Source organism: Ruegeria sp. BHSC037, from assembly GCF_059613045.1.
Genome location: NZ_JBXWRT010000007.1, coordinates 125,257 through 151,610 on the forward strand (window position 1 = coordinate 125,257; position 26,354 = coordinate 151,610).

The following is a 26,354-nucleotide window of genomic DNA, read 5'->3' on the forward strand; positions in this document are numbered from 1 at the left end:
GCGCTTGCAAGCCAGGGTCGGCTGGCCTAGCGTTTTCGGCGGGATGTGGAGCGAGGGCTGGAATGCGGCTTTGGATCATGATCGGCGCGGCGCTGGTGGCGGCGGCATTGACCGCGATCGTCCTGCATCTGCACCCTCCGGGCAGCCTGCGGATGGCCGGAGGCCCGAGCGGCGGGGCCTATGAGCAGATCGCGCAGGACTATGCCGAGATTCTGGCGCGTGACGAGATCCGGGTGGACATTCTGGAAACTGCAGGTTCGGTCGAGAATGCCCGTCTGATCGAAAGCGGCGAGGCAAATGCCGCGCTGCTGCAAGGCGGCATCGTGGTCGATCCCGACAAGGTCGAAGCAATCGGAACGGTTTTCTACGAACCGATGATATTCATGACGCGCGCGGATGCCAGTATTCCCAGCAACCCGGCGCTTTGGCGAGACCTTAGTATCAACCGTGGCGCGGACGGGTCGGGCACGGCCGATGCATTTCGCGATTTTGAGCGTGTAGTCGGCCTGTCCGAGGCGGACAACATCCATGTGTCGCTCGATTATGATCAGGCTGCCGAGGCCTTGCTGGACAACAGGTTGGATATCGCGGTCTTCGTTGCCCCGATCGAGGCGCCCTACCTGCTGGCGGCCTATCAGGAGCCAGGGCTGAAGGTGCTTGAACTGGAGCATGTCGAGGCGATCTCGCGCCGGTTGTCCTATGCGACGGTGGTCACGGTTCCGGCCGGCGGAATGTCACTGGATCCGGTCCTGCCGCCGCGGCCGGTCAAGTTGATCGCGCTGCAAGCGCGATTGGTCGTGCAGGCCGACATTCATCCCGCCCAGGTCAACCGTCTGACGATGGCCGCGATCGAGTTGCATCGGGCGCGGGGCATCATCACCGATGCAGGAGAATTTCCGGGAGTCGAGGGAACGGGCCTGCCGGTCAGCAGTGCCGCGCGAAGGTTGATCGACGAAGGCCCCAGCACGTGGCACAACCTTCTGCCCTATTGGATCGCGGCCCAGGTCAACCGCGTGTTGCTGCTGTTCCTGCCATTCTTTTTCATCGTGGTGCCTTTGGTGCGTGTACTGCCCAAGGCCTATGCCTATCTGCAACGGTGGCGTGTCTGGCAGCATTACCCCGAAATCCGGCAGATCGAGCTTGAGCTTGCCGCCGACCCGTCGCCGGATCAGCTTGGGGACATGCAGGCGCGTTTGCACGAACTGGATGAACGGCTGGCCGAGCTTCGATTGCCGGCCGCTTACCGGCAGGGCCAGTATGACGCGCGGCTGCATGTCGATCTGGTCCAGAAGCGGGTTGCCGAATTGCAGGCACAGGTCGACCTGCGGCAGGCGCACCGCGCCACCCGCGCATGATGGCTGTTGCAAGCTACCGTCTTTCGGGGCTAGGTCTTTTGGGAACCATGCCAGGCAAGAAAGGGGGCGCACCCATGCAGATGAGTGACACGCGCGAGATTCAGGCGGCGCCTGCGGATGTCTTTGCGGCTCTGCTGGACCCCGAGGTCCTGAAAGCCTGCGTCCCCGGCGCGCAAGAGGTCACCGGCAATCCGTCCGACGGGTACGAGGCCACCGTGGTGCAGAAGGTCGGCCCGGTGAAGGCGACGTTCAAGGGGACGGTGACCATGTCGGACATGGTCGAGGGTCAGCGCCTGACCATCGAGGGGGAAGGCAAGGGCGGGGCCGCGGGCTTTGCCAAGGGCGGCGCCACGGTGACCTTCGCCCCCAGCGACAGCGGCGGAACCGTTCTGTCCTATGACGTCGAGGCCAAGGTTGGCGGCAAGCTGGCGCAACTGGGCAGCCGCTTGATCGACGGCTTTGCCAAGAAGATGGCCGACCAGTTCTTTGCCAACCTGCAGGAGCATTTCGAAGGCCCCGCCCAGCCGGACGAGAGTGCCGACCCCGAGGCGAAACCCGAAAAGAAAGGGTGGTTGGGCCGCCTGACCGGGCGCGACTAGGTCTGCACGGATGCGCATGCCCTTGTGCGGATTTGGCCTGTTCCGGGCAGGATCGGCGCGCTAGGGTCTGCGCCGGAACGGGAAAGACGCATGACGACCATTCTTTCGATCAAGGATCTGCGCAAAACCTACGATGACGGTTTCGAGGCGCTCAAAGGCGTGTCGCTGGACATCCGGCAGGGCGAGATACTGGCCCTTCTGGGGCCCAACGGCGCCGGCAAGACCACGCTGATCTCGACCATCTGCGGGATCACCACGCCGACCTCTGGCACCGTCACCGTGGGCGGGCACGACATTCAGGCCGATTTCCGGGCCGCGCGTCGGATGATCGGCCTTGTGCCGCAGGAAATCGCGCTGGAGCCGTTCGAGAAGGTCTGGAACACCGTGCGCTTTTCCCGCGGGTTGTTCGGCCTGGGCCAAGACAGCGCCCGGATCGAGGAGATCCTGCGCAAGCTGTCGCTGTGGGACAAGCGCAAGAACGCGATCAAGGAACTATCGGGCGGCATGAAGCGGCGGGTGCTCATCGCCAAGGCGCTGGCGCACGAGCCGCGAGTGTTGTTTCTGGATGAACCCACTGCCGGCGTGGATGTCGAGCTGCGCAAGGACATGTGGGCCATCGTCGACGAGCTGAAGGCCGCCGGCGTCACCATCATCCTGACCACGCACTACATCGAAGAGGCGGAGGCCATCGCCGACCGCGTGGGCGTGATCGACAAGGGTGAGCTGCTGCTGGTTCAGGACAAGAAGACGTTGATGGCGCAGATGGGCAAGAAGCAGATCGAGGTCATGCTGACCTGCACGATCCCGTCCATTCCCGACAGCTTGGCCCATCACAACCTGGTGCTGAACGGGCAGGGGGATGCGCTGATCTATACCTATGACACCAATGCCGAACGGACCGGCATCACCACCCTGTTGAACGACGTGGCCGAGGCCGGGCTGATACTTCGCGACGTGCAGACCCGGCAATCGAGCCTCGAGGAGATATTCGTCACGCTCGTGTCCGGAGACGTCGCATGAACTGGACTGCCATCGCCGCCATCTACCGGTTCGAAATGGCCCGGTTCTTCCGCACCCTCGCGCAGAGCTTTCTGTCGCCGGTCCTGTCCACCTCGCTCTATTTCGTGGTGTTCGGAACCGCCATCGGCAGCCGGATCCAGGAGATCGAGGGCGTATCCTACGGCGCCTTCATCGTGCCGGGGCTGATCATGCTGTCGGTGGTGATGCTGTCGATCTCGAACGCGTCCTTTGGCATCTATTTTCCCAAGTTCCTGGGCACGATCTATGAATTGCTTTCGGCCCCTGTGAATTTCATCGAGATCGTGATCGGCTATGTCGGCGCGGCGGCCACCAAGGCGCTGTTCGTGGGGTTGGTGATCCTGGTCACGGCGACCTTCTTCGTGGATATCCGCATTGAACACCCCTTTGCCATGGCCGCTTTCCTGATCCTGTCCTGCCTCAGCTTTTCGCTGCTGGGTTTCATCGTGGGTATCTGGGCCAGCAATTTCGAACAGATGTCGCTGGTGCCGCAGCTGGTGGTGACGCCGCTGATCTTTCTGGGCGGCACGTTCTACTCGATCTCGATGCTGCCGCCGGTGTGGCAGACGATCTCGCTGTTCAATCCGGTGGTCTATTTGATTTCGGGTTTTCGCTGGTCGTTCTACGGGCTGTCTGACGTGCCCATCCTGCTTAGCCTGCTGGCGATCCTTGCCTTTACCGGCATCTGCCTTGCGGTGATCGGCTGGATCTTCAAAACCGGATGGCGCATCCGCAGCTAGGGCGTTGCATTTTTGCCGATCACGGCCGCGAATTTCAGTCACGTCGCGTTTCCGCCGGTTCCGGTCCCTTGTTTACGGGTTGAGCGCACTCTACATCGGCACCCATGAAACTCAGCCTGCCGTTTCTGAAAAAGCACCCCGTCGTTGCCGTGGTCCGTCTGTCGGGCGCCATCGGCATGGCCGGTCGCGCCTCGATGAGCGATACCTTGCTGGCGCCGGTTCTTGAAAAGGCATTCCGCAAGGGCAAGCCTGCCGCCGTCGCGCTCGAGATCAACTCGCCCGGCGGATCTCCGGTGCAAAGTTCTCTGATCGGCGCGCGAATCCGTCGGCTCGCCGACGAGCTGAACGTGCCCGTGCATGCCTTCGTCGAGGACGTGGCGGCCTCGGGCGGCTATTGGCTGGCGGCCTCGGCGGACCGGATCTGGGCCGACGACAGCTCGGTTCTGGGGTCGATCGGGGTGATTTCCTCGGGGTTCGGTGCGCATGTCTTCATCGCGCGTCAGGGCATCGAGCGGCGCGTACATACGGCGGGTCAGTCGAAATCCATGCTGGACCCTTTCGCCCCGGAAAAGCCCGAGGATGTCGCGCGGCTGAAGGGGCTGCTCGAGGATATCCATCACAACTTTATCGCGCATGTCAAAGCCCGGCGGGGCGGTCGGCTGGACGAAACGGCCGATCTGTTCACCGGCGAGGTCTGGCTGGCGCGGCGCGCGCAGGATCTGGGCCTGATCGACGGCATCGCGCATCTGAAACCCAAGATGCAGGAGCTGTTCGGCGACAAGGTCCGGTTCCGCCGCTATGGCCTGCGCAGGCCGATCTGGTCGCGTTTCGGGGCGGAAATGGCCCAAGACGCGCTGGCTATGCTCGAGGAGCGCGCGGCCTTCGCGCGTTTCGGCATGTGACATGATCATCAAGGCTGTCACTCTTTTCCTGATCGCGATGGGTGTGCTGGCGATGTTCGGCAAGCTGCGCTTTCCCGGTCAGAGACGTCTGAGCTCGGCCAAATGCCCGCGGTGCGGGCGGTTCCGCATTGGTAAAGGCCCCTGTGCATGTGAAAAAGGAGGCCGTGGATGACGGCGTGGCTGCTTTCCGGCCTTGGTCTGTTGATCCTTTTGCTGGCGGGCGACGCGCTGGTGCGCGGCGCGGTGAACCTCAGCCTGCGGCTGGGCGTGCCGGCATTGATCGTCAGCCTGACGATCGTGGCCTTCGGTACCTCGGCGCCCGAATTGCTGATCGCGATCAAGGCGGTTCAGGAACATGCGCCCGGTATCGCGCTGGGCAATGTGGTGGGGTCGAACACGGCCAACATCCTGCTGGTCCTGGGCATTCCGGCGCTGTTGGCAACCATCCACAGCAGCGAATGCGACACCCGCAGGAACTTCATCTACATGATCCTGGCCTCGGTTCTTTTCATCGGGCTTGCTTTCTGCGGCGTGTTCACCCTGTTCAGCGGCGCGATTCTGCTGGCGGGGCTGGCCCTGATACTGCTGAACGCCTTCCGCGAGGCGCGGGCTCATCGAAACGCCTGCACCGCGCAGGAAGAGATTGAGCTTCTGGAAGAGGCCGACCCGGACATGCCCTATTGGAAGGTCGCGATGTTCCTGATCCTGGGACTGGTCGGCCTGCCTATGGGGGCGCATCTGCTGGTGGACAACGCCACGATCATTGCCCGCACCTATGGTATCAGCGAAACCGTGATCGGTCTGACATTGGTGGCCGTCGGCACATCGTTGCCGGAACTGGCGACGACGGTGATGGCGGCGTTGCGTCGGCAGGCGGATGTTGCGCTGGGCAACGTGATTGGGTCGAACATGTTCAATCTGCTGGCCATCGTCGGCATCGCTACGCTGTTCGGGCGCATCCCGGTCGATCCCGAATTTCTGCGCTTCGACTTGTGGGTCATGCTGGCTGCGTCGCTTCTGCTGGTTCCGTTCGTGTTTTTCAAGCGCGACATTACCCGCACCTGGGGCTTTATCTTGACGTTTCTTTATGCGGCCTATCTCGTGGCGCTGCTGGCGTGATCTGACCTGGGGAGGCTGCGTATGACCCGAGCATTGGTGACCGGTGCGGGTGCCCGCCTGGGGCGGGCGATGGCGCTTTATCTTGCGCAACGTGGCATAGATGTGGCCGTACATTACGCGACCTCGCAAGGGGCGGCGTCCGAGGTCGTGTCCCAGATCGAATCCCAGGGCCGCAAGTCGACAGCTTTGCAGGCCGATCTGCTGGAGGAGTCCCAGGTCGAGGCCCTGTTGCCGCGCGCGGCCGAGGCGCTGGGCGGGCCGATCACCTGCCTGGTCAACAACGCCTCGATTTTTGAATACGACAACATCCATACCGCAACGCGCCAAAGTTGGGACCGGCACATGGAGAGCAATCTGCGGGCCCCCTTCGTGCTGACACAGGCCATGGCGCGGCAGGGGCTCAAGCCCGCAATCGACGACAGTGGCGAGCCGGTGGCGACTGGTCTGGTCGTCAACATGATCGACATGCGGGTGCGCAAGCTGACGCCCGAATTCATGTCATACACCATTGCCAAGATGGGGTTGTGGGCCCTGACCCGCACCGCGGCGCAGGCGCTGACCCCGACGATCCGCGTCAATGCGATCGGGCCGGGTCCGACCTTGCAGGGCCACCGACAAAGCCCCGAACATTTTCAGGCGCAGCGCAGGAACACCATTCTGGAACGGGGGGCAAACCCGTCGGACATCACTGCCGCGCTCGGCTATTTCCTCGATGCGCATGCGGTCACGGGGCAGTTATTGTGCGTCGACGGCGGGCAGCATCTGGGCTGGCAGACGCCGGACGTTCTGGGCGTAGAATAAGTGAATCCGGTGCAAGTTTTGCACCGCTCGCGATCGTGTTACATGCCCGTTACAAAAAGGCCTTTTTTTTCATGCACTTGTACGCCGGTCAAAAAAATTTCATGCAAAAACAATAGCTTGATATTCCGCCTATTTTTTGTGCAAGGCGGAGAAAACGCAAGGATTCAAGGAAGAATTCCAGTTCAGGGAAACTTGTCCGCACAGTTATCCACAGGAATCGTGGATTTGTTTTCTCTTGATCTGGGGCGCGCAAGATTGCAGCCACGGGCAGAGAATCGTATCTGATGAGCATGACCGCGGACAACAGATCTCAAGCTGATCCTGAAATCACGGGTTACGCCTGCATCCAACGCTATGTGAAGACGTTGGACAGTTCGCCGGGTGTCTATCGGATGCTGGATGCAGACAGCCGGGTTCTGTATGTCGGCAAGGCGCGCAACCTGCGAGCGCGGGTGTCGAACTACACCCGCCCGGGACATTCGCCCCGGATCGAGCGGATGATCGCCTCGACCGCGTCGATGATGTTCCTGACCACTCGGACAGAGACCGAGGCGCTGCTGCTGGAGCAGAACCTGATCAAGCAGCTCAAGCCCAAGTACAACGTCCTGCTGCGTGACGACAAAAGCTTTCCCAACATACTCGTCGCCAAGAACCATCCGTTTCCGCAGATCAAGAAACATCGCGGGGCCAAGAAGGAAAAGGGCGCCTATTTCGGTCCCTTCGCCAGCGCGGGCGCGGTGAACCGCACGCTGAACCAGCTGCAAAAGGCGTTTCTGCTGCGCAACTGCTCGGATTCGATGTTCGACAGTCGCACCCGGCCCTGCCTGCTCTATCAGATCAAGCGCTGTTCGGGGCCGTGCGTGGGCATGATTTCGCAGGCCGACTATGCTGAAAGCGTGCGCGACGCCGAGCGGTTCCTGTCCGGACGCTCGACCCGTATCCAAGAGGAACTGGCCGCGCAGATGCAGGAGGCCTCCGACGCGATGGAGTTCGAGCGTGCCGCCGCCCTGCGCGACCGGATCCGCGCGCTGACGCAGGTACAGACGGCGCAGGGCATCAATCCACGCGGCGTGGCCGAGGCGGATGTGATCGGCCTCTACATGGACAGCGGTCAGGCCTGTGTTCAGGTGTTCTTCATCCGCGCCAACCAGAACTGGGGCAACCGCGATTTCTATCCAAGGGTCGGGCCCGACGTCTCCTCGGCCGAGGTGATGGAGGCCTTTCTGGGCCAGTTCTACGACAACAAGGAACCGCCGCGCCAACTGATCCTGTCGGACGGGATCGAAAACGCGGACCTGATGCAGCAGGCCCTGTCCGAAAAGGCCGGCCGCAAGGTCGAGATATTGGTGCCGCAGCGGGGCGAAAAGCTCGAGCTGGTCTCTGGCGCGCTGCGCAACGCGCGCGAGGCGCTGGCCCGCCGCATGTCGGAAAGCGCGACGCAGGCCAAGCTCCTGCGCGGTCTGGCCGAGGCCTTTGATCTGGACGCGCCGCCGAACCGGATCGAGGTCTATGACAACTCGCATATCCAAGGCACCAACGCGGTGGGTGCGATGATCGTGGCCGGTCCCGATGGGTTCATCAAGAATGCCTATCGCAAGTTCAACATTCGCGGCGACGACCTGACGCCGGGCGACGATTTCGGCATGATGAAAGAGGTGCTGACCCGCCGCTTCACCCGCCTGCTGAAAGAGGACCCCGACCGCGACAAGGGCATGTGGCCCGATCTGCTGCTGATCGACGGGGGCGCGGGGCAGGTGAGCGCCGTGCACGAGATCATGCAGGCGCATGGGGTCGAGGACATCCCAATGGTCGGTGTCGCCAAGGGCGTCGATCGCGACCATGGCAAGGAAGAGTTCCACCGCATCGGCCAGCGCCCCTTCGCCCTGAAGCGCAACGACCCGGTTCTGTATTTCATTCAGCGGCTACGGGACGAGGCGCACCGCTTTGCCATCGGCACCCATCGCGCCAAGCGCGCCAAGGCGATGGGAGCGACGCCGCTCGATGAAATCCCGGGCGTGGGCGCGGCCCGTAAACGCGCACTGCTGGCGCATTTCGGTAGCGCCAAGGCGGTCAGCCGCGCCAATCTGGCGGATCTGAAGGCGGTGGACGGGATCTCGGCCGGTCTGGCGCAGAAGGTCTATGATTTCTTTCACGAAAAAGGCTGAGTCCGCTGGCGCCCGCGCCACAGAATGTACAGCCCCGAGGCCACGATCAGCGCGCTGCCCAGCCACATGGCCTGGTCCAGACGTTCGTCAAAGATCAGCACGCCCAGCCCGATGCCGAACAGAAGGCGGGTATAGCGAAACGGGGTCACGGCCGACACTTCACCCGTCCGCATGGCCAGCATTAGCGAAGCATAGGCCACCGCCCCCATCACCACGGCTCCGGTCAGATGCAGGGCGGTTTGGGCGACCACCGGCACCGCGGCGGCGCCCTCGAAAACCCGGTACAGACCACCGGCAACGACAATTGACAGAAAGCCGTAAAACCCAAGAACGGCGGTACCCAGCGTGGCAGGGGCGGCGCGGCTGGCCAGATCGCGGCCGGCAAAGCCCAGCATTCCCAGCACCGCAAGAATGGACAGGGCCGAGAAACTGTCTCCGGTTGGCTGGATGATGATCACCACTCCGATCAGTCCGACCATGATGGCGCTCCAGCGTCGCCAGCCGACGGTTTCCCCGAAGAACAACGCGGCACCCGCCACCACGACCAGCGGCGTGGCCTGCAGGATCACCGTGGCCGAGGACAGCGGCGTCAGGGCGATGGCCAACACATAGAACAGGCGACCGATGACTTCGAACAGCACTCGGATCTTCATCGGCTTGGACAGGACATCGGGGTGCAGCAACCGCCGCCCCTGTAGCAACGCGACCCCGGCGAAAATCAGCGCCCCGCCCAGCCCGAACAGCACCAGAACCTGCCAGATGGGCAGCACTTTGGCTGTACTTTTCAACAGCGCGTCCTCCAGGGCGAACCCAGCCATGGCCGCGATCATCCAGGCGCTGCCGATCAGGTTGGCGCGCGCATCGGTTCTGATATGTGAGGTCACGGGGCGGATCTTTCCTGGCTGCCGATACCCGCGCAACCTGACCCGTTCTTCGCGCCGCGCCAAGGGGGAAACGGTCATCGATCGGCGGCCTGCGACGGAATGATCTGCCGTGGCCCAAACACCTGCGTTCTTGGCAGTTTTTTGTCGTGCCGTCTTTTCTGTTCCCGGCCATGGTTGTAGGGTCCGGCGCATGAAGTGGAACCTGCCGAATATTCTGACTTTGCTGCGCCTTCTGGCCGCGCCCGGCCTGGCGGTGATGTTTCTGTATTTCACGCGGCCCTATGCCGATTGGTTCGCACTGATCCTGTTCCTGTCGGCGGCCATAACCGATTGGTTCGACGGCTATCTGGCGCGCGCGTGGAAGCAGGAAACCAAGATGGGCGCGATGCTGGACCCGATCGCCGACAAGGCGATGGTGGTGATCGCGCTAATGATCCTGGTGGGCTATTCGACCGAGCACTGGACGCCCTGGCTGGTGCTGCCCGCCACCGTGATCCTGTTCCGCGAGGTCTTCGTCTCGGGCCTGCGTGAGTATCTGGGCGACGTGGCCGGAACTCTCAAGGTCACCAAGCTGGCCAAATGGAAGACGACCGCGCAGATGGTGGCGATCGCCGTGCTGTTTTCGCAAGGCATTTTCGAGCACTATTTCGTCATGTCTACCTATGGCATGGATACCGACCTGATCGACCAGATCCTGTCGGGCCAGGTCGAGGACATCTCGGGCCTGCAATGGAAGCTGGATGGCATGTTCTGGTCGGGCCGCATCGGGTTGTGGCTGCTGTGGGTCGCGGCGACGCTGACATTGATCACCGGCTACGACTACCTACGTAAAGCCATGCCCCATTTGAAGGAGGGCTGACGCATGGATGTCTTGTATTTCGCTTGGGTCCGCGAGCGGATCGGCGTGCCGAAGGAAAAGGTCGAAACCAGCGCCGCCACGGTGTCCGATCTGGTGGCGGAACTCAGCGCCCGCGAAGACCGCTATGCGGCGGCGTTTGCCGACCTGTCGGCCCTGAGGGTTGCGCTGGATCAGGAATTGTCGGATTTCGACGCGCCCCTGGCCGGTGTCCGCGAAGTGGCCTTTTTCCCACCCATGACCGGCGGGTAGGGCGATGCGGATTTCCGTCCAGCAAGAGCCGTTCGATCTGGGGGCCGAGGCCAATGCCTTTGCCGCGGGTGACACGGCGAATGGCGCCATCGTCACCTTTACCGGCGTCGTGCGTGATCTGGCGCAGACCGATCTGGCCTGCATGGAGATCGAGCACTATCCCGGGATGACCGAACGCGCCATCGCCAAGATCGCCGAGGAAGCCAAAAACCGGTGGTCGCTGGGTGATGTGCTGGTGATCCATCGCCATGGGCGGCTGGCTCCGGGCGACCGGATCATGATGGTCGCAACGGCAGCCCCGCACCGCAAGGATGCGTTCGAAGCCGCTGAATACCTGATGGATTACCTGAAATCCCGCGCCCCGTTCTGGAAGAAGGAAATCACTGCATCCGGGGCCGATTGGGTTGCCGCCAAGGACGAGGACGAGGACGCTCTGTCGCGCTGGTAGGCGCTCAGTCGGCGTTGTTGATCCGGCCGCGCAATTCCTCGGCTTCCTCACGTGCGGCGCGCAGCCCGTCCATGGCCGCGGCCAGCTCGGCCTCGGTCTGGGTCAGTTGGTTGGTCAGTTCCGCCTCGCGCTGCTGCAGATAGGTGATGGCCTGATCGCGCGCTTCTTCGGCCTCGTGCAACTCCTGGCTCATGCGGTCCAGATCAGCCACGTCGCTCTGCCGGACCCGGGTCAGACGATGCACCAGCCAGTTCGCGAACCAGCCCATGCAGAAGGCTGCGAACAGGATCAGGGCGGTGGCGATGATGAATTCGGTTCTGTTCAAGTCACTGGTCCTCTGCATCCGTGTCGGACACGTTTTCTTGTGCGTTGTCTTGCGCTTGCTCGGTTGCTTCCGCCCCGGCCGGAGTTTCCAGCGCCTCGAGCCCGGTTTCCTCGGGGGCGACCGGTTCGGGCCTGATCAGGAGAAACTCGATCCGGCGGTTCTCTTCGCGGCCTTCTTCGGTTCCGTTGTCTGCGATCGGCTGGGCTTCACCGTACCCCACGGCCGAAAAGCTCGAGGTCGGCACCCGCCGGGCGCGCAATTCGTTCAGAATGGACTGCGCGCGTGCCTGGCTGAGAGTCTGGTTCATTTCCTCGCGGCCCTGACTGTCGGTGTGGCCCTGGATTTCCATTCGGATCGGTCCGCATTCGCGCAGGATGTCGGCGATCCGGTTCAAACTGTCGCGTGAGTCGGCAGAGACCGTGGCCGAGCCCGGCTCGAATGTGATCTTTCGCTCGGACTGGACCTGGGCGATGCGGGCGATGCAGTCCTCGGGGTCGGGCAGGGCGTCTTCGGGCTCGGGGGCAGGTTCATAGGTGATCGACAGGTCGAAATCCTGCCCTTCGCCCAGTTTCTCGGACAGCAGGCCGGCGATCTGGGCCCGTGTAGTCTCATCATGGCTCATACCGGAAATCGCCACCGTGTCTGGCGTTACTGTAAGAACGCCATTGTTCAGCCAGGACAGGGCTTCAAGCCCGGCCAGGACCCGTACGGGCCAGGATTGGGGCAGGCCGTCGACAACGCGGGCGGCGGCATGAACCACGTCGGATCCGAACGCAGCGCGGGCATAGCTGTCGATCATCTCGCGTTGCAGTTCGTCACCAAGGCGCCCGCGCAGCTGCACCAAGCCTTCCGGGCTGCGCGTCGCGGTGAATTCGACCGGGCCGTCCTGCTTGTCGGTTTCGGGTTTCTGCAGCACTGCATGCAGGGCGAAAACCTCGGGCAGGGCGTTTTCCAATTCGCCCACGACCCTCTCGAACAAGGCCGGATCGGTGCTGGGTTCGGCGATCAACGAGATGTCGGCATCCGACAGCGTCACCGAGCCGCGCCCGATTTCGGCCAGCGCCTTGATGCTCAGCGCGGCGGCGGTGGCCCAACGGGGTGAAGGCACGCCCAGCCCGATCGTGCAGGAATAGGGCCCGGTCAGCCCGGCCTGTTGCGCGGCGGCGATGATGGCATCGCGGGCCTGTTCATCCTGCGCCGAACAGGCATCGAACCGCCCGCCCTCGTCCGTGACCAGATAGCGCAGGGTAAACGGCGTGATTACCGGACGCGGCGCCGAGATCGCCAGCCCGATGCGCAGGCCGGGCGGTGCGGCGCGGGTCAGTTCCTGTTCCAGCGTTTCCTTTTCTTTCCGGCTGTTGGCAATGGCCGTGATCTTGACCAGTTCGGGGCTGGCCGAGATCTTGGCCCGCGGGAGCCTCGACAGGGCCAGTACGGCATAGTCGATGGCGGCATCCCAGCCTTTGGGTTTGGGGTAGTCGGCGGTTTCCATCAGGTCCGATACCGAAACGCTTGTGTCCAGCCTTTGCAGCCGCTGCACCAATGCGTTTCGGTCCACGCTGGCCGGGATCAGGCCGATCACCGAAATGCCGCTGTCATTGCGCAGGATTTCGGCCGAGAAGCGCGGCGGCGCGAGGTCGGCGGTGGGCGCCACGTCCATCTCGTCGATGACGCGCGAAGTATCCACCTCGGATCCTGCGGCGGTCAGTGCGGCAAAGCGGGTGGCCTCGTCGGGCGCCGTGCCGGTCAGAGCGACGCGCAGCCCGTCGGCCTCGACCTCGGCCCATTCGTGACCTTGCAGGCTCAGCGCCCTGCGTACGGCCAATTCCGAGTCTTCCTCGACCCGGGTCACGGCGAAACTGGCGGCCAGCAGGCAGAGGGCGGCCGACAGGGCAAAGACCACGGCTGATGTCAGGAAGTAGGGCAGGCGCATGGACGGGCTTCGATCTTCTCGGGCGATTGAGGTCGGGTTTTACAGGCTGCGGTACAGCGGTGCAATCACAGCAGCAATGCGACGCAAAGGAAGATGAGCGGAATCAGGCCGGTATCCCGGTTGGCGCGAAACAGTTGCAACAGTTTCGCGTTGTCTTCGATGTCCAGCCCGCGCAGTTGCCACGCCATGTGCCACCCCATCGCCCACGGCCCGCCGATGGCCACGACCAGTGCCAGGAAACTGGCATCGGGCAGGGCGGCCTCGACGATGGCCAGCCCCATCAGCGCCACGGTCGCCACAAGGAAATACTTCAGCCATTTCGCGGTGTCGGTCCCGAACAGGCGCGCGGTGGACTTGATGCCGATCAGCTCGTCATCCTCGGCGTCCTGGTGGGCATAGATCGTGTCGTAGAACAGCGTCCAGGCGATGCCGGACAGGTACAGCAGGATCGCGGGCCATTCGACCGTGCCGCGATGCGCCGCCCAGGCCAGCAGGGCGCCCCAGTTGAAGGCCAGCCCCAGAAATACCTGCGGCCACCACGTGAAGCGCTTGGCATAAGGATAGATCGTCACCGGCAGCAGCGACAGGACGCCCATCGCGATGGCCGCCTGGTTGAAGGTCAGCAGGATTGCCAGTGCCAGAAGGCACTGGATGCCCATCCAGATCACGGCCTGCCGCACGCTGACCTGACCCGAGGGGATGGGCCGCGAGCGCGTGCGGGCGACCTGTGCGTCGAACTTGCGGTCGGTGATGTCGTTCCAGGTGCAACCCGCGCCACGCATCAGAAAGGCCCCGGCCGCGCACCCCGCGGCAATCCAGAGGTCGCCCCACCGCGGCTGACCGTCATGCAGGATCGCCAGCGCCAGGCCCCACCAGCACGGTATCAGCAGCAGCCACGTCCCGATCGGCCGGTCCGCGCGCGACAGCCGCAGATAGGGGCGGGCGAAGGACGGGGCGCGGGTATCGACCCAGTTGCCAGTAACAGCGTCGGCGACCTGACCGTCTGGTGTTGGGGCATTGCCTTGCATATGTAGGGTCTCATGAGTGCGAAGATCAGGCTGTATGTAGATCACCCTTTGGGTGCGGGGCAATCGGTTCCTTTGACGCGCGAGCAGGCCCATTACCTGTTCGGCGTGATGCGTCTGGCCGTGGGTGGGCAGGTGGCCCTGTTCAACGGCCGCGATGGCGAGTGGCTGGCGCAGGTGGCCGAGGCGGGCAAACGCGGCGGTACTCTGCGCTGTCTTGAACAGACCCGACCACTGCAACTGCCGCCGGACCTGTGGCTGCTGTTTGCTCCGATCAAGAAGGCGCGCACCGATTTCATCGTCGAAAAGGCGGCCGAGATGGGGGCCGCGAAGATCATGCCGGTCCAGACCGCCTTCACCAATTCCGAACGCATCCGCCAGGACCGTCTGCAGGCCCACGCGGTCGAGGCGGCCGAGCAATGCGGCGGCACCTTCGTGCCCGAGGTCTGCGACCTACAGCGGCTGGACAAGCTTTTGGACAACTGGCCCGACGGCCGCCAGCTGATGTTCTGCGACGAGGCCGAGGCCGGGTCGGCCCTGCGCTTGGCCGCGCAGGACAAGGGTCGGCCCTGGGCCATCCTGATCGGCCCCGAGGGCGGGTTTTCCGATGCCGAGCGCCAGCGGCTGAAGGATCTGCCGTTCACGCATGTGGTCAGCCTGGGGCCGCGAATCCTGCGGGCCGATACGGCGGCGGTGGCCGCGATGACCCTTTGGCAGCAGTCGCTGGGGGATTGGTCCTGATGCGGCGCCCGGCGCGGCTACGCGAACCCGCTGACGTCCGAAGGGCCGTATTGTTTTTGGCTTCAAAAGCCGCCGCGCGTGCTTATGTTGCGATTGGGTTTGCCCCTGCCGGGACCTTTTCACTGGTCCTGTTCAGCGATCAGATGGAGGCCGCGTCATGAGTTTCATCCGACACGAAGCCAAACTGGCCCTGTGGCGCTGGCGCGAGGTGCTGGCCGCCGGGTTCGTTCTGATCCTTGGCCTCAGCTGGATCGGCGGTCCGGGCGGGTTGCTGGGCTGGTTGGGCTGGGTGCTTGTGGTGGTCTCGGTCGCGCTGGCCGTGATCGGCATACAGCGCGCGCGGTTCCGGCTGGGCGCGGGCGGGCCTGGTGTGGTGTCTGTGGATGAAGGGCAGATTGCCTATCTGGGGCCGTTGGACGGCGGCATCGTCGCCACCCGCGAAATCGAGAGCCTGACGCTGGACCCCACCGCCAGCCCCGCGCATTGGGTGCTGCAGCAGCCCGGCCAGCCGCCGCTTCACATTCCCGTGAATGCCGAGGGGGCCGAGGCGCTGTTCGACGTGTTCTCGGCCCTGCCGGGGCTGCGGACCGAGCGGATGCTGTCGGAACTGAGGGCCGGGGCGTCGCATCCGGTGGTGATCTGGGAACGCCACCCCTCGCGTCCGGCACACATTCGATTGAACTGAGGATGCATTGACACCGGGGGAGATTGCGACCACCACTGACCCCCACGACTCGACACATCAGGATCGGAGCACGGTTCATGTCCATCCCTCAGTCCGGCGGCGGGCCGATCGAACGCCACGAACAACTGGCCGAATACCTGGCCGATGGCTGCAAACCCAAAAGCGAATGGCGCATCGGGACCGAGCACGAGAAATTTGGCTATTGCAAGGACACGCTGAAGCCGCTGCCCTATGAAGGCGAACGCTCGATCCTGGCGGTGCTGGAGGGGCTGCGCGACGGGCATGGCTGGACCCCGGTGGAAGAGGCGGGCAAGCTGATCGGGCTGGAAAAGGATGGTGCCAATGTCTCGCTGGAACCGGGCGGGCAGCTGGAACTGTCGGGCGCGCCACTTGAGACCATCCACGAGACCTGCGACGAGGTGAACGCGCATCTGCGCGACGTGAAGGACATCGCCGACAAGATCGGCGTGGGCTTCATCGGGCTGGGCGCCGCACCGATCTGGAAGCACGAGGACATGCCGCTGATGCCCAAGGGCCGGTATGTCCTGATGAACGACTACATGGAAAAGGTCGGCGACATGGGCCGCGCCATGATGCGCCGGACCTGCACGGTTCAGGTCAACATCGATTTCGGCTCCGAGGCGGACATGGTGCAGAAGCTGCGCGTGGCGCTGGCTCTGCAGCCGGTGGCGACCGCGCTGTTTGCCAACTCGCCCTTCTTCGAGGGCAAGCCCAATGGCCACAAAAGCTGGCGCAGCTATATCTGGCGGCATTTGGATGACGCGCGCACCGGCATGCTGCCCTTCGTGTTCGAGGACGGCTTCGGGTTCGAGCGCTACGTGGAATATGCCTTGGATGTGCCGATGTATTTCGTCTATCGCGACGGCAAGTATATCGACGCGCTGGGCCTGTCGTTCCGCGATTTCCTGCAGGGCAAGCTGCCCGCGCTGCCGGGCGAGACGCCGACGCTTTCGGATTGGGCCGACCACCTGACCACCGCCTTCCCCGAGGCGCGGATCAAGAAGTTCATGGAAATGCGCGGGGCTGACGGCGGCCCGTGGCGCCGCCTGTGCGCGCTGCCCGCCTTCTGGGTGGGGCTGACCTATGACCAGTCCGCGCTGGATGCCGCATGGGATCTGGTCAAGGGCTGGGACGCCGAAACCCGCGAGGGGCTGCGCGTGGCCGCGGCCCGGGACGGGCTGCAGGCGCAGGTCGGCGGCATCAACATGCACGATCTGGCGCGCGAGGTGTTGGCCATTGCCGAGTCCGGCCTGAAGGCGCGGGCGCGGCCGGGTGCGGGTGGGCTTGTCCCGGACGAGACGCATTTCCTGAACGCGCTGAAGGAAAGCATCCAGTCCGGCAAAGTACCGGCCGACGAACTGCTCGAGCATTACCACGGCGACTGGCAGGGCGATCTGACGCGGATCTACCCCGAATACAGCTACTGACCGCGACCTGTTGCAATTAGGGGCCTGTTAGCCACTTTCCCGCATCGCGCCTTGTTCGGCGGCGGCGTTTGCGCGATATATTCGGGTCAGGTTTTCCGAGCGTGGTACTGACATGGCGCGTATCAGTGAGCTGCACTATTCCAATGCCTATGCCGCGAGTTCGGGCGTGTCCGAGTTCCTGGAGGTGTCACTTCGCCCGGACGAAGACCCGGCGGATTTCACCGTGTCCTTCTATCAGGCCAACGGGCAGGTCGGGATCGAAATTCCGCTGGACGATCCGGCCATTCAAGTCACCGTGGACCCGGACAACAACGAGATCGTCTATGTCATCTCGGCCGATGATTTCCCGATCCTCTTGACCGACCCGAATGGCGGCGGCCCCAACAATTACGAAGCCTATGCGCTGACCAACACCGCCACGGGTGAGGTGATCGATTTCTACGACATCGGTGGCGGCACGCAGAACATCATCGCGGTCGATGGGCTGGCGGCCGGGGAAACCTCGGTCAACCTGCCGGTGCTGGTCGGGCCGAACCAGACCACGACGACCCTGCAGTTCAACCAGCCCGATCCTGACACGCTGACATATGGCCCCTTATCGCCCGGGGATACTGGGGCCGCCTGTTTCACGGCAGGAACCTTGGTGGATACCCCCGAGGGGCCCCGCCGGATCGAGACGCTGCAGCCCGGCGACACGGTCCTGACCGTCGATGACGGCCCCTGCCGGGTGCGTTGGATCGGTGGCCGCACGGTGCGCGGTGTCGGCCGGTTCGCGCCGGTGCGCATCCGCGCGGGTGTTCTGGGCGCCACGACAGACATTATGGTCTCGCCCCAGCACCGCATTCTTTTCGGCGGCTGGCAAGCCCAACTTCTGTTCGGCGAGGATGAGGTTCTGGTTCCGGCCAAGTCGCTGGTCAACGGCGATACCGTCACCGTGCAGCCCTGCGACATCGTCCGCTATGTCCACCTGTTCTTCGACCGGCACCAGCTGGTGACCACTTCGGGCCTTGTGTCCGAGAGCTTCTTTCCGGGGCAGGAGGCGCTCTCAGGGCTGGAACAGGAGGCCGCAAGCGAACTGTTTGCGCTGTTCCCCGAACTTCGGACCCATCCGCAGGGCTATGGCCCCACGATCCGCCCGGTCCGGTGTGATCGACAGGCAGCGGTTCTGCGCGCGACCTGATCGCGCGGCCCGGCCCTCTTGCTTTCGCGCGCTGCTGTGATAGCAGGACAGCAACAGAATTCAGGGGACCGTCATGGACGATCTTAAGGCAAAATACCTGGGTCAGATCGCTGACGCAGGCGACGAAAGCACGCTGGAAGCGATCCGCGTGGCCGCGGTGGGCAAAAAGGGCGAAGTGGCGCTGAAGATGCGCGAACTGGGCAAGATGACGCCCGAGGAACGCCAGGTCGCCGGCCCCGCGCTGAACGCGCTGAAGGACGAGATCAACGCGGCGCTGGCCGCCAAGAAGGCCGCATTGGCCGATGCCGCGCTGGACGAACGTCTGCGGACCGAGTGGCTGGACGTGACCATGCCCGCGCGCCCGCGCCGCCAGGGCTCGATCCACCCGGTCAGCCAGGCCACCGAGGAGCTGACCGCGATCTTTGCCGAGCTGGGCTTTTCCGTCGCCGAAGGCCCCCGGATCGAGACCGACTGGTACAATTTCGACGCGCTGAACATCCCCGGCCACCACCCTGCGCGGGCCGAGATGGACACGTTCTACATGCACCGCGCGCCGGGCGACAATCGCCCGCCGCATGTGCTGCGCACCCATACCTCGCCGGTGCAAATCCGCTCGATGGAGAAGCAGGGCGCTCCGATCCGCGTGATCTGCCCGGGCGGCGTCTATCGCGCCGACTATGACCAGACCCACACGCCGATGTTCCACCAGGTCGAAGGCCTGGCCATCGACAAGGATATCTCGATGGCGAACCTGAAATGGGTTCTGGAGGAATTCGTCAAGGCGTTCTTCGAGGTTGACGACGTCGAACTGCGCTTCCGCGCTTCGCACTTCCCGTTCACCGAACCCTCGGCCGAGGTCGATATCCGCTGTTCGTGGGACAACGGCCAGCTGAAGATCGGCGAGGGCGACGACTGGATGGAGATCCTGGGCAGCGGCATGGTCCACCCCAAGGTGATCGCCGCCGGCGGGATCGACCCCGAGGTCTATCAGGGCTTTGCCTTCGGCATCGGCATCGACCGTCTGGCGATGCTGAAATACGGCATCCCGGATCTGCGGGCGTTCTTTGACAGCGATCTGCGCTGGCTGCGGCACTATGGATTTGCCGCGCTGGATATGCCGACCCTGCACGGGGGGCTTAGTCGGTGACTGTCGGACAATTCTTTCTGGGATTGGTTGGAATATTCATCGCGACGCTGGTTTACCGTTGGCAAAAGTCAATCGATCGACAGTCTGCGGTGTTGTCTGAGCAACGAGAGGTTTACGCAAAATACCTCGCGAGTTCAAAACAGTTGTACCTTTCTCAGCCTTACAAAGATGTGGGCTACTCGCCAGAAGAGCTAAACGACTGGAAAAAGCTGTCAGATGCTGAAATTGAGAATTACTCACTGCGAGATCAGATCTCGATTCTCGCACCGGAAAGCGTCGTAAAGGTCGTGCAAGAGCACGACGAATGTCTGAAGGCTTGGAAAATTGCTTTTACATCTTCCTTGCCGCGATTTGAGGGTGAGAACCCGGACCTCTGCGAACTAAAAAAGCGCGACACTGATCTGCGCGAAGCTTATTTTGCGATGAAAGAGGCTATGAGGAACGAGCTCACTGCTCATTCAAACACATCCTTCTGGGCCCAGTTGCGAGGAGCAAAATAAATGAAATTCACCCTCTCCTGGCTGAAAGACCACCTGGACACCGACGCCTCGGTTGATGAGATCGCCGAGGCGCTGACCGATCTCGGGCTCGAGGTCGAAGAGGTCATCAACCCGGCCGACAAGCTCAAGGATTTTACCCTGGGCTATGTGAAACATGCCGAGAAACACCCCGATGCCGACAAGCTGCGCGTCTGCAAGGTGGACACCGACGAGGGCGAGTTTCAGATCATCTGCGGTGCGCCCAACGCGCGCGAGGGCATTACCGTCGTGGTCTGCAAGCCGGGCACCTACATCCCCGGCCTCGACACCACCATCAGCGTCGGCAAGATCCGCGGCGTCGAAAGCTTTGGCATGATGGCGTCCGAGCGCGAGCTGGAACTGTCGGACGAGCACGACGGCATCATCGAGCTGCCCTCGGGCGAGGTGGGCCAGCGGTTCGTCGACTGGCTGGCCGAGAACGACCCCGCCAAGATCGACCCGGTGATCGAGATCGCCATCACCCCCAACCGCCCCGATGCGCTGGGCGTTGCGGGCATCGCGCGCGATCTGGCGGCGCGGGGTCTGGGCAAGTTGAAGCAGCGCGACTATGCCCCGGTGCCGGGGGATTTCGAAAGCCCGATCAAGGTGACGATCGAAGACGACACGCTGGATGGCTGCCCGCATTTCACCGGCCGCCTGATCCGCGGCGTCAAGAACGGCCCCAGCCCGCAATGGCTGCAGGATCAGCTGAAGGCGATCGGCCTGCGTCCGATCTCGGCCTTGGTGGACATCACCAACTACATGACCTTCGACAGCAACCGCCCGCTGCACGTCTTTGACGCCGACAAGGTCAAGGGCAACCTGCGGGTGCACCGCGCCAAGGGCGGTGAGAAGCTGGTGGCGCTGGATGAAAAGGAATACACGCTGCAGCCCGGCATGATGGTGATTTCCGACGACAACGGCCCGGAATCCATCGCTGGCATCATGGGCGGGCAAGAGACCGGCTGTACCGAAGACACGGTGAACGTGTTCCTGGAAAGCGCCTTTTGGGATCATGTCCAGATCGCGCTGGCGGGGCGCGCGCTCAAGATCAACTCGGACGCGCGGTACCGGTTCGAACGCGGAGTCGATCCGGCATACACGCTGGAAGGGTTGGAGCACGCGACCCAGATGATCCTGGATATCTGCGGCGGCGAGGTTTCGAAGGTGGTCGAAGCCGGCAAGGCGCCGGACCATTCGCGCGCCTATCGGCTGGATGCGGCGCGGGTGCAGTCGCTGGTGGGCATGGACATCCCCGAAAGCGAGCAGCGCCAGACCCTGACGCGGCTGGGCTTCCGGCTGGAAGGCGATATGGCCCATGTGCCCAGTTGGCGCCCCGACATCCAAGGCGAGGCCGATCTGGTCGAGGAGGTTGCCCGCATCGCTTCGCTGACCAAGCTGCAGGGCAAGCCGCTGCCGCGCGTCACGGACGGTATTCCCAAGCCGGTCATGACTCCGGCCCAGCGGCGTCAGTCGATGGCGCGGCGCACTTGCGCGGCGCTGGGGTACAATGAATGCGTCAGCTATACCTTCATCGATCGGGCCTCGGCCGCGCTGTTCGGCGGCGGCGATGACGCGACAATGCTGGAAAACCCGATCTCGTCCGAAATGAGCCACATGCGCCCGGACCTGCTGCCCGGCCTGCTGCAGGCTGCGGCCCGCAACCAGGCGCGCGGCTTTGCCGATTTGGCCTTGTTCGAGGTCGGCCCCGTCTTTTTCGGCGGTGAACCCGGCGAGGAACGCACCCAGATCGCGGGCCTTCTGGTCGGACGGACCGGACCCAAGGATGTGCATGGCACCACCCGCGCGGTCGACGTGTTCGACGCCAAGGCCGATGCCGAGGCTGTGCTGGCCGCCATCGGTGCCCCGGCCAAGGTGCAGATCCTGCGCGATGGCGATGCCTGGTGGCATCCGGGCCGTCACGGCAAGATCTGCCTGGGCCCCAAAAAGGTGCTGGGCGTGTTCGGGGAACTTCATCCACGCGTGCTGCAGCAGTTGGATATCAAGGGTCCGGCCGTGGCCTTCACCATCTGGCCGGACGAGGTGCCGCTGCCGCGCAAATCCGGCACCACCCGCTCGGCGCTGGAACTGCGCGACCTGCAGGCGGTCGAGCGTGACTTTGCCTTTGTCGTCGATGCCGATGTCGAGGCGCTGACGCTTGTGAATGCCGCTGCCGGAGCCGACAAGGCGCTGATCGAAGAGGTGCGCGTGTTCGATGAGTTCATCGGCGGCAGCTTGGGTGAGGGCAAGAAATCTCTGGCCATCACCGTTCGTCTGCAGCCGACGGAAAAGACTCTGAAGGAAAAAGACATCGAGACGGTGGCGGAAAAGATCATCGCCAAGGTCACCAAGGCCACCGGCGGCGTTCTGCGCGGCTGAGGTGGCGTGAACCCGAAGTGACACGCGCGCCCGTGGCGCGCGTGTTTCATTTTGCGAAGAACTCCGCCAGAAGGTCAAAGACCAGCCGGATGCGGCGGCTTGTATGCAGTTCGCGATGGGTGGTCAGCCAGATCGGGAACCGCAGCGGCTCCATGTCGGGAAGCACACGCTCCATACCCGGTGTGACATCTCCCACCGACACGGACATGGGCGCGATGCCGAAACCCTGCCGGGCAAACTCCCACGCGACGATGCCGTTCTGTGACCCCAGCCGGAAGTTTTCTTCCGTGAGGTGCAGGCCGATCGGTTCGAAATAGGCGATCATCTGGGCTGTGTCGCCGAAACTGATGAACTCGTGCCGGGACAAGTCTGACAGTGATTTGGGACGTCCAGCGCGGTTCAGGTAGGCGGAGGCGGCATAGAAATGCCCGTCAGCCTCTTGTACCAGTTTTGCGATCAGGTCTGGCTGGTCGGGGCGGACATGGCGGATGGCGATATCCGCCTCGCGCCGCATCAGATCGCGGATGTCGTTCGCGGCGATCACGTCGATCCGCAGTTTCGGAGCCTGCGCGCGGATCTTGCGCAGCAGATCCGGCAAGATATAGGCCGACATCACGTCGCTTGCGGTGATCCGCACCTGCCCCTCGATCGACTGCGCCTGACCGGACGCCGCCAGCGCAATGCGATCTGCAGCTGCGCCCATGGTCCGTGTGTGCTCCAACAGCTCGATCCCGGCGGTGGTGATCTGAAGTGACCGGCCGACCCGTTCGAACAGCATCACGCCCAGGTCGGATTCAAGCGCGGCGATCTGGCGGCTGAGGGTCGGTTGTGTCTGGTCCAATCGTCGTGCCGCCGCCGAAAGCGAGCCGGTCTCGGCCGTGGCCAGAAAGGCGCGGATATGGTTCCAGTCGAATTTGCGCGGATCATCCATGCATGAATGTATAAAGATTCTGCGAATTTCGGCAATTCACCTTTGAAACGCGTATCACTACCTTGCGCTCAAAGGAGAGCCGACATGACCGCCACAGCCAAATTCTGGGATGGTATCGCCGAGAAATACGCGAAATCCCCGATCCGGGACATGGAGGCCTACGAGCACACGTTGCAACGCACGGTGTCCTATTTGAAGCCGACCGATCAGGTGCTGGAACTGGGCTGCGGAACGGGGCGCACCGCGCTCCGGCTGTCCCGCCATGCGGCTACGATCACGGCGAGCGATGTCTCTCCAGGCATGTTGGCCGTGGGTCAGAGGCTGGCCCAAGAGGAGCAGATCGAAAACGTCGTCTTTGTCGAGGCAGACGCGAACCGCCCCCCGAATGGGACTTTTGATGTGGTAATGGCGTTCAATCTTCTACACCTGATCCGGGATCTCGACGCGACGCTGGCCGGGGTTCATGAGGTGTTGAAACCCGGCGGCCTGTTCATTTCAAAAACGCCGTGTCTTGCCCAAGGTGGTTTGGGGTTCAAGTTCGGCTTGCTGAAGCTGCTGCTGCCGGTCATGCAGCTTTTGGGCAAGGCGCCATTCGTCAGCCAGTTCGACATCAAGACGCTGGAAACGACCATTGAAAGGGCCGGGTTCGAGATCATCGAAAGCGGGAATTTCCCGGCGAAACCGCCCTCGCGCTATCTGGTGGCCCGCAAGCTGTGAAGCCAGCGCCGCATCGGCAGGCAACTTCCGCGTTGGGCTTTGCGGGATTGGGCAGTAAACAGGGCCAGAAGCAAAATGAGGAGGCTGCAATGGGATTGAATGTCTACCTGTCGGGCGAGATCCACACGGATTGGCGCGAACAGATCATCGAAGGCGCGCAAGGGCTGGACGTCACGTTCAACAGCCCAGTGACCGATCATGCGGCCAGCGACGATTGCGGAGTCGCCATTCTGGGGGCCGAGCCGAACAAGTACTGGCACGACCACAAAGGCGCGATGGTCAACGCGATCCGAACCCGCAAGGGGATCGCCGATGCCGATGTCGTCGTGGTGCGGTTCGGGGACAAGTACAAACAGTGGAACGCGGCTTTTGATGCGGGCTATGCTGCCGCCTTGGGCAAGTCGATCATCGTGCTGCACGGCCCCGAACATCAGCATGCGCTGAAAGAGGTCGATGCTGCCGCGTTGGCGGTGGCCGAAGAGCCGCGCCAGGTGGTCGAGATCCTGCGATATGTTCTGACCGGGAAGCTGCCCGGTTGACCGGAACAGAGGCTGCAGCCCGACACGTGTTCGGTATTTTTACAGGCTGGCCGCGGCGACAGTCGGCAGCCCGGGCTGCATCTCGGTCCGGAGGATTTTTTGGTTCTGCAATTCGGCCGTGCGCCCCAGGCATGAACGATGCCCAAAAGATGCATTTTGGGGAAAAGTTTGTGCTGTTTCCCATGAAATACTGCACAAGGTTCGTGGAAAAGAGATATCGAATGATGCGTATATGCGCGAATTGAAACGCACGGGGACGAAATGCTCGAGGAATTCAAATCATTCATTGCCAAAGGCAATGTCATGGATATGGCTGTCGGTATCATCATCGGGGCAGCCTTTACCGCAATCGTCACATCGCTGGTCGGCGATCTGATCAACCCGCTCATCGGGCTGTTCACGGGTGGCGTCGACTTTACCAACAACTATGCCGTTCTGGCCGGCGATGTTCCGGAAGGTGCCAGCCTCGCGGCCGCGAGGGAAACCGGCGCTTCGGTCTTTGCCTATGGAGCGTTCATCATGGCGGTCATCAACTTTTTGATCATCGCCTGGGTGGTCTTCCTTCTGGTCAAGATGGTAAACCGGGTCAAGGATGCCGCTGCGAAACAGGAAGAGGCAGCGGAAGAGGCGCCGGCAGGTCCCAGCGAGTTGGATATTCTCATGGAGATCCGCGACGCTTTGAAGAAATAAGTACGTTTACGGCAACCCGTTCGGGGTTGCCGTTCCGAAACAAAGGGGATGGGGCGGATGGATCAAGCAATGGATATGGCGGGCCAGGCGTGGCCGTTGATGATCAGCGCGGGCAAGGCGCTGATCGTTCTGGTTTTGGGGTGGATCGCGGCGGGGTCGATTTCGGGCGTTGTCCGAAATCGTATCAACCGGACCCCGCAGATAGATCCGACCCTTGGGAATTTCGCCGCCAGTACGGTCAAATGGGTGATCTTGGCCATTGTGCTGGTCGCCGTCCTTGGCATCTTCGGCATTCAGGCAACCAGCATCGTGGCCATTCTGGGCGCCGCCTCGCTGGCGATCGGTCTTGCGCTGCAAGGTACGCTCAGCGATCTTGCCGCCGGTGTGATGCTGGTCGTGTTCCGGCCTTACAAGCTGGGTCAGTTTGTCGATATCGGCGGGACGGCGGGAACGGTGAAAGACCTGAACCTGTTCACCACCGAACTGGTGACGCCGGACAACGTTCAGATCATCGTGCCGAACGGTCAGGCCTGGGGGTCGATCATCACCAACTACTCGGCCCATGACACGCGGCGCGTCGACCTGGTGTTCGGGATCGACTATGGCGACAGCGCCGACGAGGCGATGAAGATCATTCTGGATGTCGCAAAGGCGGATGGCCGCGTTCATGCCGACCCCGATCCCTGGGTGCGGGTGACCAACCTGGGCGACAGCTCGGTCGATCTGACCGCGCGCCTGTGGTGTGCCGCCGCCGACTATTGGGACGTCAAGTTCGATCTGACCAAGGCGGTGAAAGAGGCGTTTGATGCCAAGGGCATCTCGATCCCCTATCCGCATTCGGTGGAGATCCACAAAGAGGGCTGAGCGCTCCCGCCCGTCAGTCGGGCATTGGAAATGCCCTGTTTCGGTTGGGCGTGGCGCCGCGCGAAACGCGCGG

At 63.0% G+C, this 26,354-nt stretch carries 27 protein-coding genes; 22 read left to right on the top strand and 5 right to left on the bottom strand.

Annotated elements, in window-relative coordinates; all coding sequences use genetic code 11:
- The first annotated feature begins 62 nt into the window (after positions 1 to 62).
- The 8 genes from AC2FMN_RS09160 (at position 63) to uvrC (ending at position 8,719) form a co-directional block, all read left to right on the top strand.
- Positions 63 to 1,355, top strand: a complete 1,293-nt coding sequence (locus AC2FMN_RS09160) for a TAXI family TRAP transporter solute-binding subunit (RefSeq protein ID WP_496687581.1) — start codon at positions 63 to 65, stop codon at positions 1,353 to 1,355.
- 74 nt (positions 1,356 to 1,429) lie between these two features.
- Entirely contained in the window at positions 1,430 to 1,954 is a 525-nt protein-coding gene (locus AC2FMN_RS09165) for an SRPBCC family protein (protein ID WP_496687583.1), read from the top strand.
- Between the two features lie 90 nt (positions 1,955 to 2,044).
- Entirely contained in the window at positions 2,045 to 2,974 is a 930-nt protein-coding gene (locus AC2FMN_RS09170) for an ABC transporter ATP-binding protein (protein WP_496687586.1), read from the top strand.
- Positions 2,971 to 3,732, top strand: a complete 762-nt coding sequence (locus tag AC2FMN_RS09175) for an ABC transporter permease (RefSeq protein ID WP_496681845.1) — start codon at positions 2,971 to 2,973, stop codon at positions 3,730 to 3,732. Before AC2FMN_RS09170 ends, AC2FMN_RS09175 begins: the two co-directional genes overlap by 4 nt.
- 104 nt (positions 3,733 to 3,836) lie before the next feature.
- Positions 3,837 to 4,634, top strand: a complete 798-nt coding sequence (locus AC2FMN_RS09180; protein WP_496687588.1) for a S49 family peptidase — start codon at positions 3,837 to 3,839, stop codon at positions 4,632 to 4,634.
- Between the two features lie 168 nt (positions 4,635 to 4,802).
- Complete coding sequence (locus AC2FMN_RS09185) at positions 4,803 to 5,753, top strand: calcium/sodium antiporter (protein WP_496687591.1); 951 nt, start codon at positions 4,803 to 4,805, stop codon at positions 5,751 to 5,753.
- Between the two features lie 21 nt (positions 5,754 to 5,774).
- On the top strand, positions 5,775 to 6,554 hold the full coding sequence (locus AC2FMN_RS09190) for an SDR family oxidoreductase (RefSeq protein ID WP_496687593.1): 780 nt from the start codon (positions 5,775 to 5,777) through the stop codon (positions 6,552 to 6,554).
- A 290-nt stretch (positions 6,555 to 6,844) separates the two neighbouring features.
- The gene (uvrC, locus tag AC2FMN_RS09195; protein ID WP_496687595.1) at positions 6,845 to 8,719 is read left to right on the top strand and encodes an excinuclease ABC subunit UvrC; all 1,875 of its coding nucleotides are present in this window, start codon (positions 6,845 to 6,847) and stop codon (positions 8,717 to 8,719) included.
- Here uvrC and AC2FMN_RS09200 read toward each other — a convergent pair.
- Complete coding sequence (locus AC2FMN_RS09200; RefSeq protein WP_496687675.1) at positions 8,704 to 9,603, bottom strand: DMT family transporter; 900 nt, start codon at positions 9,601 to 9,603, stop codon at positions 8,704 to 8,706. The two genes, uvrC and AC2FMN_RS09200, sit on opposite strands and share 16 nt — an antisense overlap.
- Positions 9,604 to 9,793: 190 nt before the next feature.
- On the opposite strand from AC2FMN_RS09200, the gene pgsA reads away from it, so the two are divergent.
- The 3 genes from pgsA to AC2FMN_RS09215 are packed head-to-tail and all read left to right on the top strand — an operon-like array spanning position 9,794 to position 11,159.
- On the top strand, positions 9,794 to 10,462 hold the full coding sequence (gene pgsA, locus AC2FMN_RS09205) for a CDP-diacylglycerol--glycerol-3-phosphate 3-phosphatidyltransferase (RefSeq protein ID WP_093963574.1): 669 nt from the start codon (positions 9,794 to 9,796) through the stop codon (positions 10,460 to 10,462).
- Between the two features lie 3 nt (positions 10,463 to 10,465).
- A complete protein-coding gene (gene moaD / locus AC2FMN_RS09210) occupies positions 10,466 to 10,711 on the top strand; it encodes a molybdopterin converting factor subunit 1 (RefSeq protein WP_496687597.1) in 246 nt (81 codons plus the stop codon).
- 4 nt (positions 10,712 to 10,715) lie between these two features.
- Positions 10,716 to 11,159: a molybdenum cofactor biosynthesis protein MoaE gene (locus tag AC2FMN_RS09215; protein WP_170342340.1), complete on the top strand. Its 444-nt coding sequence runs from the start codon at positions 10,716 to 10,718 to the stop codon at positions 11,157 to 11,159.
- A gap of 4 nt (positions 11,160 to 11,163) precedes the next feature.
- Here AC2FMN_RS09215 and AC2FMN_RS09220 read toward each other — a convergent pair whose 3' ends face one another.
- From AC2FMN_RS09220 to ubiA, 3 genes are all read right to left on the bottom strand, one after another.
- Positions 11,164 to 11,484: a hypothetical protein gene (locus AC2FMN_RS09220; protein WP_496681830.1), complete on the bottom strand. Its 321-nt coding sequence runs from the start codon at positions 11,482 to 11,484 to the stop codon at positions 11,164 to 11,166.
- Between the two features lies 1 nt (position 11,485).
- Positions 11,486 to 13,417 (bottom strand): OmpA family protein, encoded by a 1,932-nt coding sequence (locus AC2FMN_RS09225; RefSeq protein ID WP_496687598.1) that lies wholly within the window; start codon positions 13,415 to 13,417, stop codon positions 11,486 to 11,488.
- A 65-nt stretch (positions 13,418 to 13,482) separates the two neighbouring features.
- On the bottom strand, positions 13,483 to 14,445 hold the full coding sequence (ubiA, locus tag AC2FMN_RS09230) for a 4-hydroxybenzoate octaprenyltransferase (RefSeq protein ID WP_496681826.1): 963 nt from the start codon (positions 14,443 to 14,445) through the stop codon (positions 13,483 to 13,485).
- 12 nt (positions 14,446 to 14,457) lie between these two features.
- On the opposite strand from ubiA, the gene AC2FMN_RS09235 reads away from it, so the two are divergent.
- The 7 genes from AC2FMN_RS09235 (at position 14,458) to pheT (ending at position 22,540) form a co-directional block, all read left to right on the top strand.
- Positions 14,458 to 15,183 (top strand): 16S rRNA (uracil(1498)-N(3))-methyltransferase, encoded by a 726-nt coding sequence (locus AC2FMN_RS09235; protein WP_496687600.1) that lies wholly within the window; start codon positions 14,458 to 14,460, stop codon positions 15,181 to 15,183.
- Between the two features lie 157 nt (positions 15,184 to 15,340).
- Complete coding sequence (locus AC2FMN_RS09240; RefSeq protein ID WP_496687601.1) at positions 15,341 to 15,868, top strand: hypothetical protein; 528 nt, start codon at positions 15,341 to 15,343, stop codon at positions 15,866 to 15,868.
- 77 nt (positions 15,869 to 15,945) lie between these two features.
- Positions 15,946 to 17,316 (top strand): glutamate--cysteine ligase, encoded by a 1,371-nt coding sequence (locus AC2FMN_RS09245; RefSeq protein ID WP_496687603.1) that lies wholly within the window; start codon positions 15,946 to 15,948, stop codon positions 17,314 to 17,316.
- Between the two features lie 112 nt (positions 17,317 to 17,428).
- Positions 17,429 to 18,496 carry a Hint domain-containing protein gene (locus tag AC2FMN_RS09250; RefSeq protein WP_496687605.1) on the top strand — a complete coding sequence of 356 codons (1,068 nt, stop codon included), beginning with the start codon at positions 17,429 to 17,431 and terminating at the stop codon, positions 18,494 to 18,496.
- Between the two features lie 73 nt (positions 18,497 to 18,569).
- Complete coding sequence (gene pheS / locus AC2FMN_RS09255; protein WP_496687606.1) at positions 18,570 to 19,643, top strand: phenylalanine--tRNA ligase subunit alpha; 1,074 nt, start codon at positions 18,570 to 18,572, stop codon at positions 19,641 to 19,643.
- On the top strand, positions 19,640 to 20,143 hold the full coding sequence (locus AC2FMN_RS09260; RefSeq protein WP_496687608.1) for a hypothetical protein: 504 nt from the start codon (positions 19,640 to 19,642) through the stop codon (positions 20,141 to 20,143). Before pheS ends, AC2FMN_RS09260 begins: the two co-directional genes overlap by 4 nt.
- Positions 20,144 to 22,540 (top strand): phenylalanine--tRNA ligase subunit beta, encoded by a 2,397-nt coding sequence (gene pheT, locus AC2FMN_RS09265; protein WP_496687610.1) that lies wholly within the window; start codon positions 20,144 to 20,146, stop codon positions 22,538 to 22,540.
- Positions 22,541 to 22,586: 46 nt separating this feature from the next.
- Here the strand turns inward: pheT and AC2FMN_RS09270 are convergent, their stop codons facing one another.
- Complete coding sequence (locus AC2FMN_RS09270) at positions 22,587 to 23,471, bottom strand: LysR family transcriptional regulator (RefSeq protein WP_496687612.1); 885 nt, start codon at positions 23,469 to 23,471, stop codon at positions 22,587 to 22,589.
- Between the two features lie 84 nt (positions 23,472 to 23,555).
- Between AC2FMN_RS09270 and AC2FMN_RS09275 the strand changes: the two genes are divergently transcribed.
- From AC2FMN_RS09275 to AC2FMN_RS09290, 4 genes are all read left to right on the top strand, one after another.
- Complete coding sequence (locus tag AC2FMN_RS09275) at positions 23,556 to 24,188, top strand: class I SAM-dependent methyltransferase (protein ID WP_496687614.1); 633 nt, start codon at positions 23,556 to 23,558, stop codon at positions 24,186 to 24,188.
- 89 nt (positions 24,189 to 24,277) lie between these two features.
- Positions 24,278 to 24,727: a YtoQ family protein gene (locus AC2FMN_RS09280; protein ID WP_005979113.1), complete on the top strand. Its 450-nt coding sequence runs from the start codon at positions 24,278 to 24,280 to the stop codon at positions 24,725 to 24,727.
- 261 nt (positions 24,728 to 24,988) lie between these two features.
- Positions 24,989 to 25,417, top strand: coding sequence for a large conductance mechanosensitive channel protein MscL (gene mscL, locus AC2FMN_RS09285; protein WP_496687616.1), 429 nt, complete (start codon positions 24,989 to 24,991; stop codon positions 25,415 to 25,417).
- Between the two features lie 57 nt (positions 25,418 to 25,474).
- A complete protein-coding gene (locus AC2FMN_RS09290) occupies positions 25,475 to 26,281 on the top strand; it encodes a mechanosensitive ion channel family protein (protein WP_496687618.1) in 807 nt (268 codons plus the stop codon).
- The last annotated feature ends 73 nt before the right edge of the window (positions 26,282 to 26,354 follow it).

Bases quoted from the DNA above. Each gene is read 5' to 3' on its own strand.
- AC2FMN_RS09175 (WP_496681845.1), top strand. From the start codon at position 2,971: ATGAACTGGACTGCCATCGCCGCCATCTACCGGTTCGAAATGGCCCGG.
- AC2FMN_RS09215 (WP_170342340.1), top strand. From the start codon at position 10,716: ATGCGGATTTCCGTCCAGCAAGAGCCGTTCGATCTGGGGGCCGAGGCC.
- AC2FMN_RS09180 (WP_496687588.1), top strand. From the start codon at position 3,837: ATGAAACTCAGCCTGCCGTTTCTGAAAAAGCACCCCGTCGTTGCCGTG.
- AC2FMN_RS09270 (WP_496687612.1), bottom strand. From the start codon at position 23,471: ATGGATGATCCGCGCAAATTCGACTGGAACCATATCCGCGCCTTTCTG.
- AC2FMN_RS09275 (WP_496687614.1), top strand. From the start codon at position 23,556: ATGACCGCCACAGCCAAATTCTGGGATGGTATCGCCGAGAAATACGCG.
- AC2FMN_RS09235 (WP_496687600.1), top strand. From the start codon at position 14,458: ATGAGTGCGAAGATCAGGCTGTATGTAGATCACCCTTTGGGTGCGGGG.
- AC2FMN_RS09225 (WP_496687598.1), bottom strand. From the start codon at position 13,417: ATGCGCCTGCCCTACTTCCTGACATCAGCCGTGGTCTTTGCCCTGTCG.
- AC2FMN_RS09250 (WP_496687605.1), top strand. From the start codon at position 17,429: ATGGCGCGTATCAGTGAGCTGCACTATTCCAATGCCTATGCCGCGAGT.
- AC2FMN_RS09170 (WP_496687586.1), top strand. From the start codon at position 2,045: ATGACGACCATTCTTTCGATCAAGGATCTGCGCAAAACCTACGATGAC.
- AC2FMN_RS09240 (WP_496687601.1), top strand. From the start codon at position 15,341: ATGAGTTTCATCCGACACGAAGCCAAACTGGCCCTGTGGCGCTGGCGC.
- pgsA (WP_093963574.1), top strand. From the start codon at position 9,794: ATGAAGTGGAACCTGCCGAATATTCTGACTTTGCTGCGCCTTCTGGCC.
- AC2FMN_RS09290 (WP_496687618.1), top strand. From the start codon at position 25,475: ATGGATCAAGCAATGGATATGGCGGGCCAGGCGTGGCCGTTGATGATC.
- moaD (WP_496687597.1), top strand. From the start codon at position 10,466: ATGGATGTCTTGTATTTCGCTTGGGTCCGCGAGCGGATCGGCGTGCCG.
- AC2FMN_RS09160 (WP_496687581.1), top strand. From the start codon at position 63: ATGCGGCTTTGGATCATGATCGGCGCGGCGCTGGTGGCGGCGGCATTG.
- AC2FMN_RS09280 (WP_005979113.1), top strand. From the start codon at position 24,278: ATGGGATTGAATGTCTACCTGTCGGGCGAGATCCACACGGATTGGCGC.
- pheS (WP_496687606.1), top strand. From the start codon at position 18,570: ATGGACGATCTTAAGGCAAAATACCTGGGTCAGATCGCTGACGCAGGC.
- AC2FMN_RS09185 (WP_496687591.1), top strand. From the start codon at position 4,803: ATGACGGCGTGGCTGCTTTCCGGCCTTGGTCTGTTGATCCTTTTGCTG.
- AC2FMN_RS09245 (WP_496687603.1), top strand. From the start codon at position 15,946: ATGTCCATCCCTCAGTCCGGCGGCGGGCCGATCGAACGCCACGAACAA.
- AC2FMN_RS09165 (WP_496687583.1), top strand. From the start codon at position 1,430: ATGCAGATGAGTGACACGCGCGAGATTCAGGCGGCGCCTGCGGATGTC.
- uvrC (WP_496687595.1), top strand. From the start codon at position 6,845: ATGACCGCGGACAACAGATCTCAAGCTGATCCTGAAATCACGGGTTAC.
- AC2FMN_RS09190 (WP_496687593.1), top strand. From the start codon at position 5,775: ATGACCCGAGCATTGGTGACCGGTGCGGGTGCCCGCCTGGGGCGGGCG.
- mscL (WP_496687616.1), top strand. From the start codon at position 24,989: ATGCTCGAGGAATTCAAATCATTCATTGCCAAAGGCAATGTCATGGAT.
- ubiA (WP_496681826.1), bottom strand. From the start codon at position 14,445: ATGCAAGGCAATGCCCCAACACCAGACGGTCAGGTCGCCGACGCTGTT.
- pheT (WP_496687610.1), top strand. From the start codon at position 20,144: ATGAAATTCACCCTCTCCTGGCTGAAAGACCACCTGGACACCGACGCC.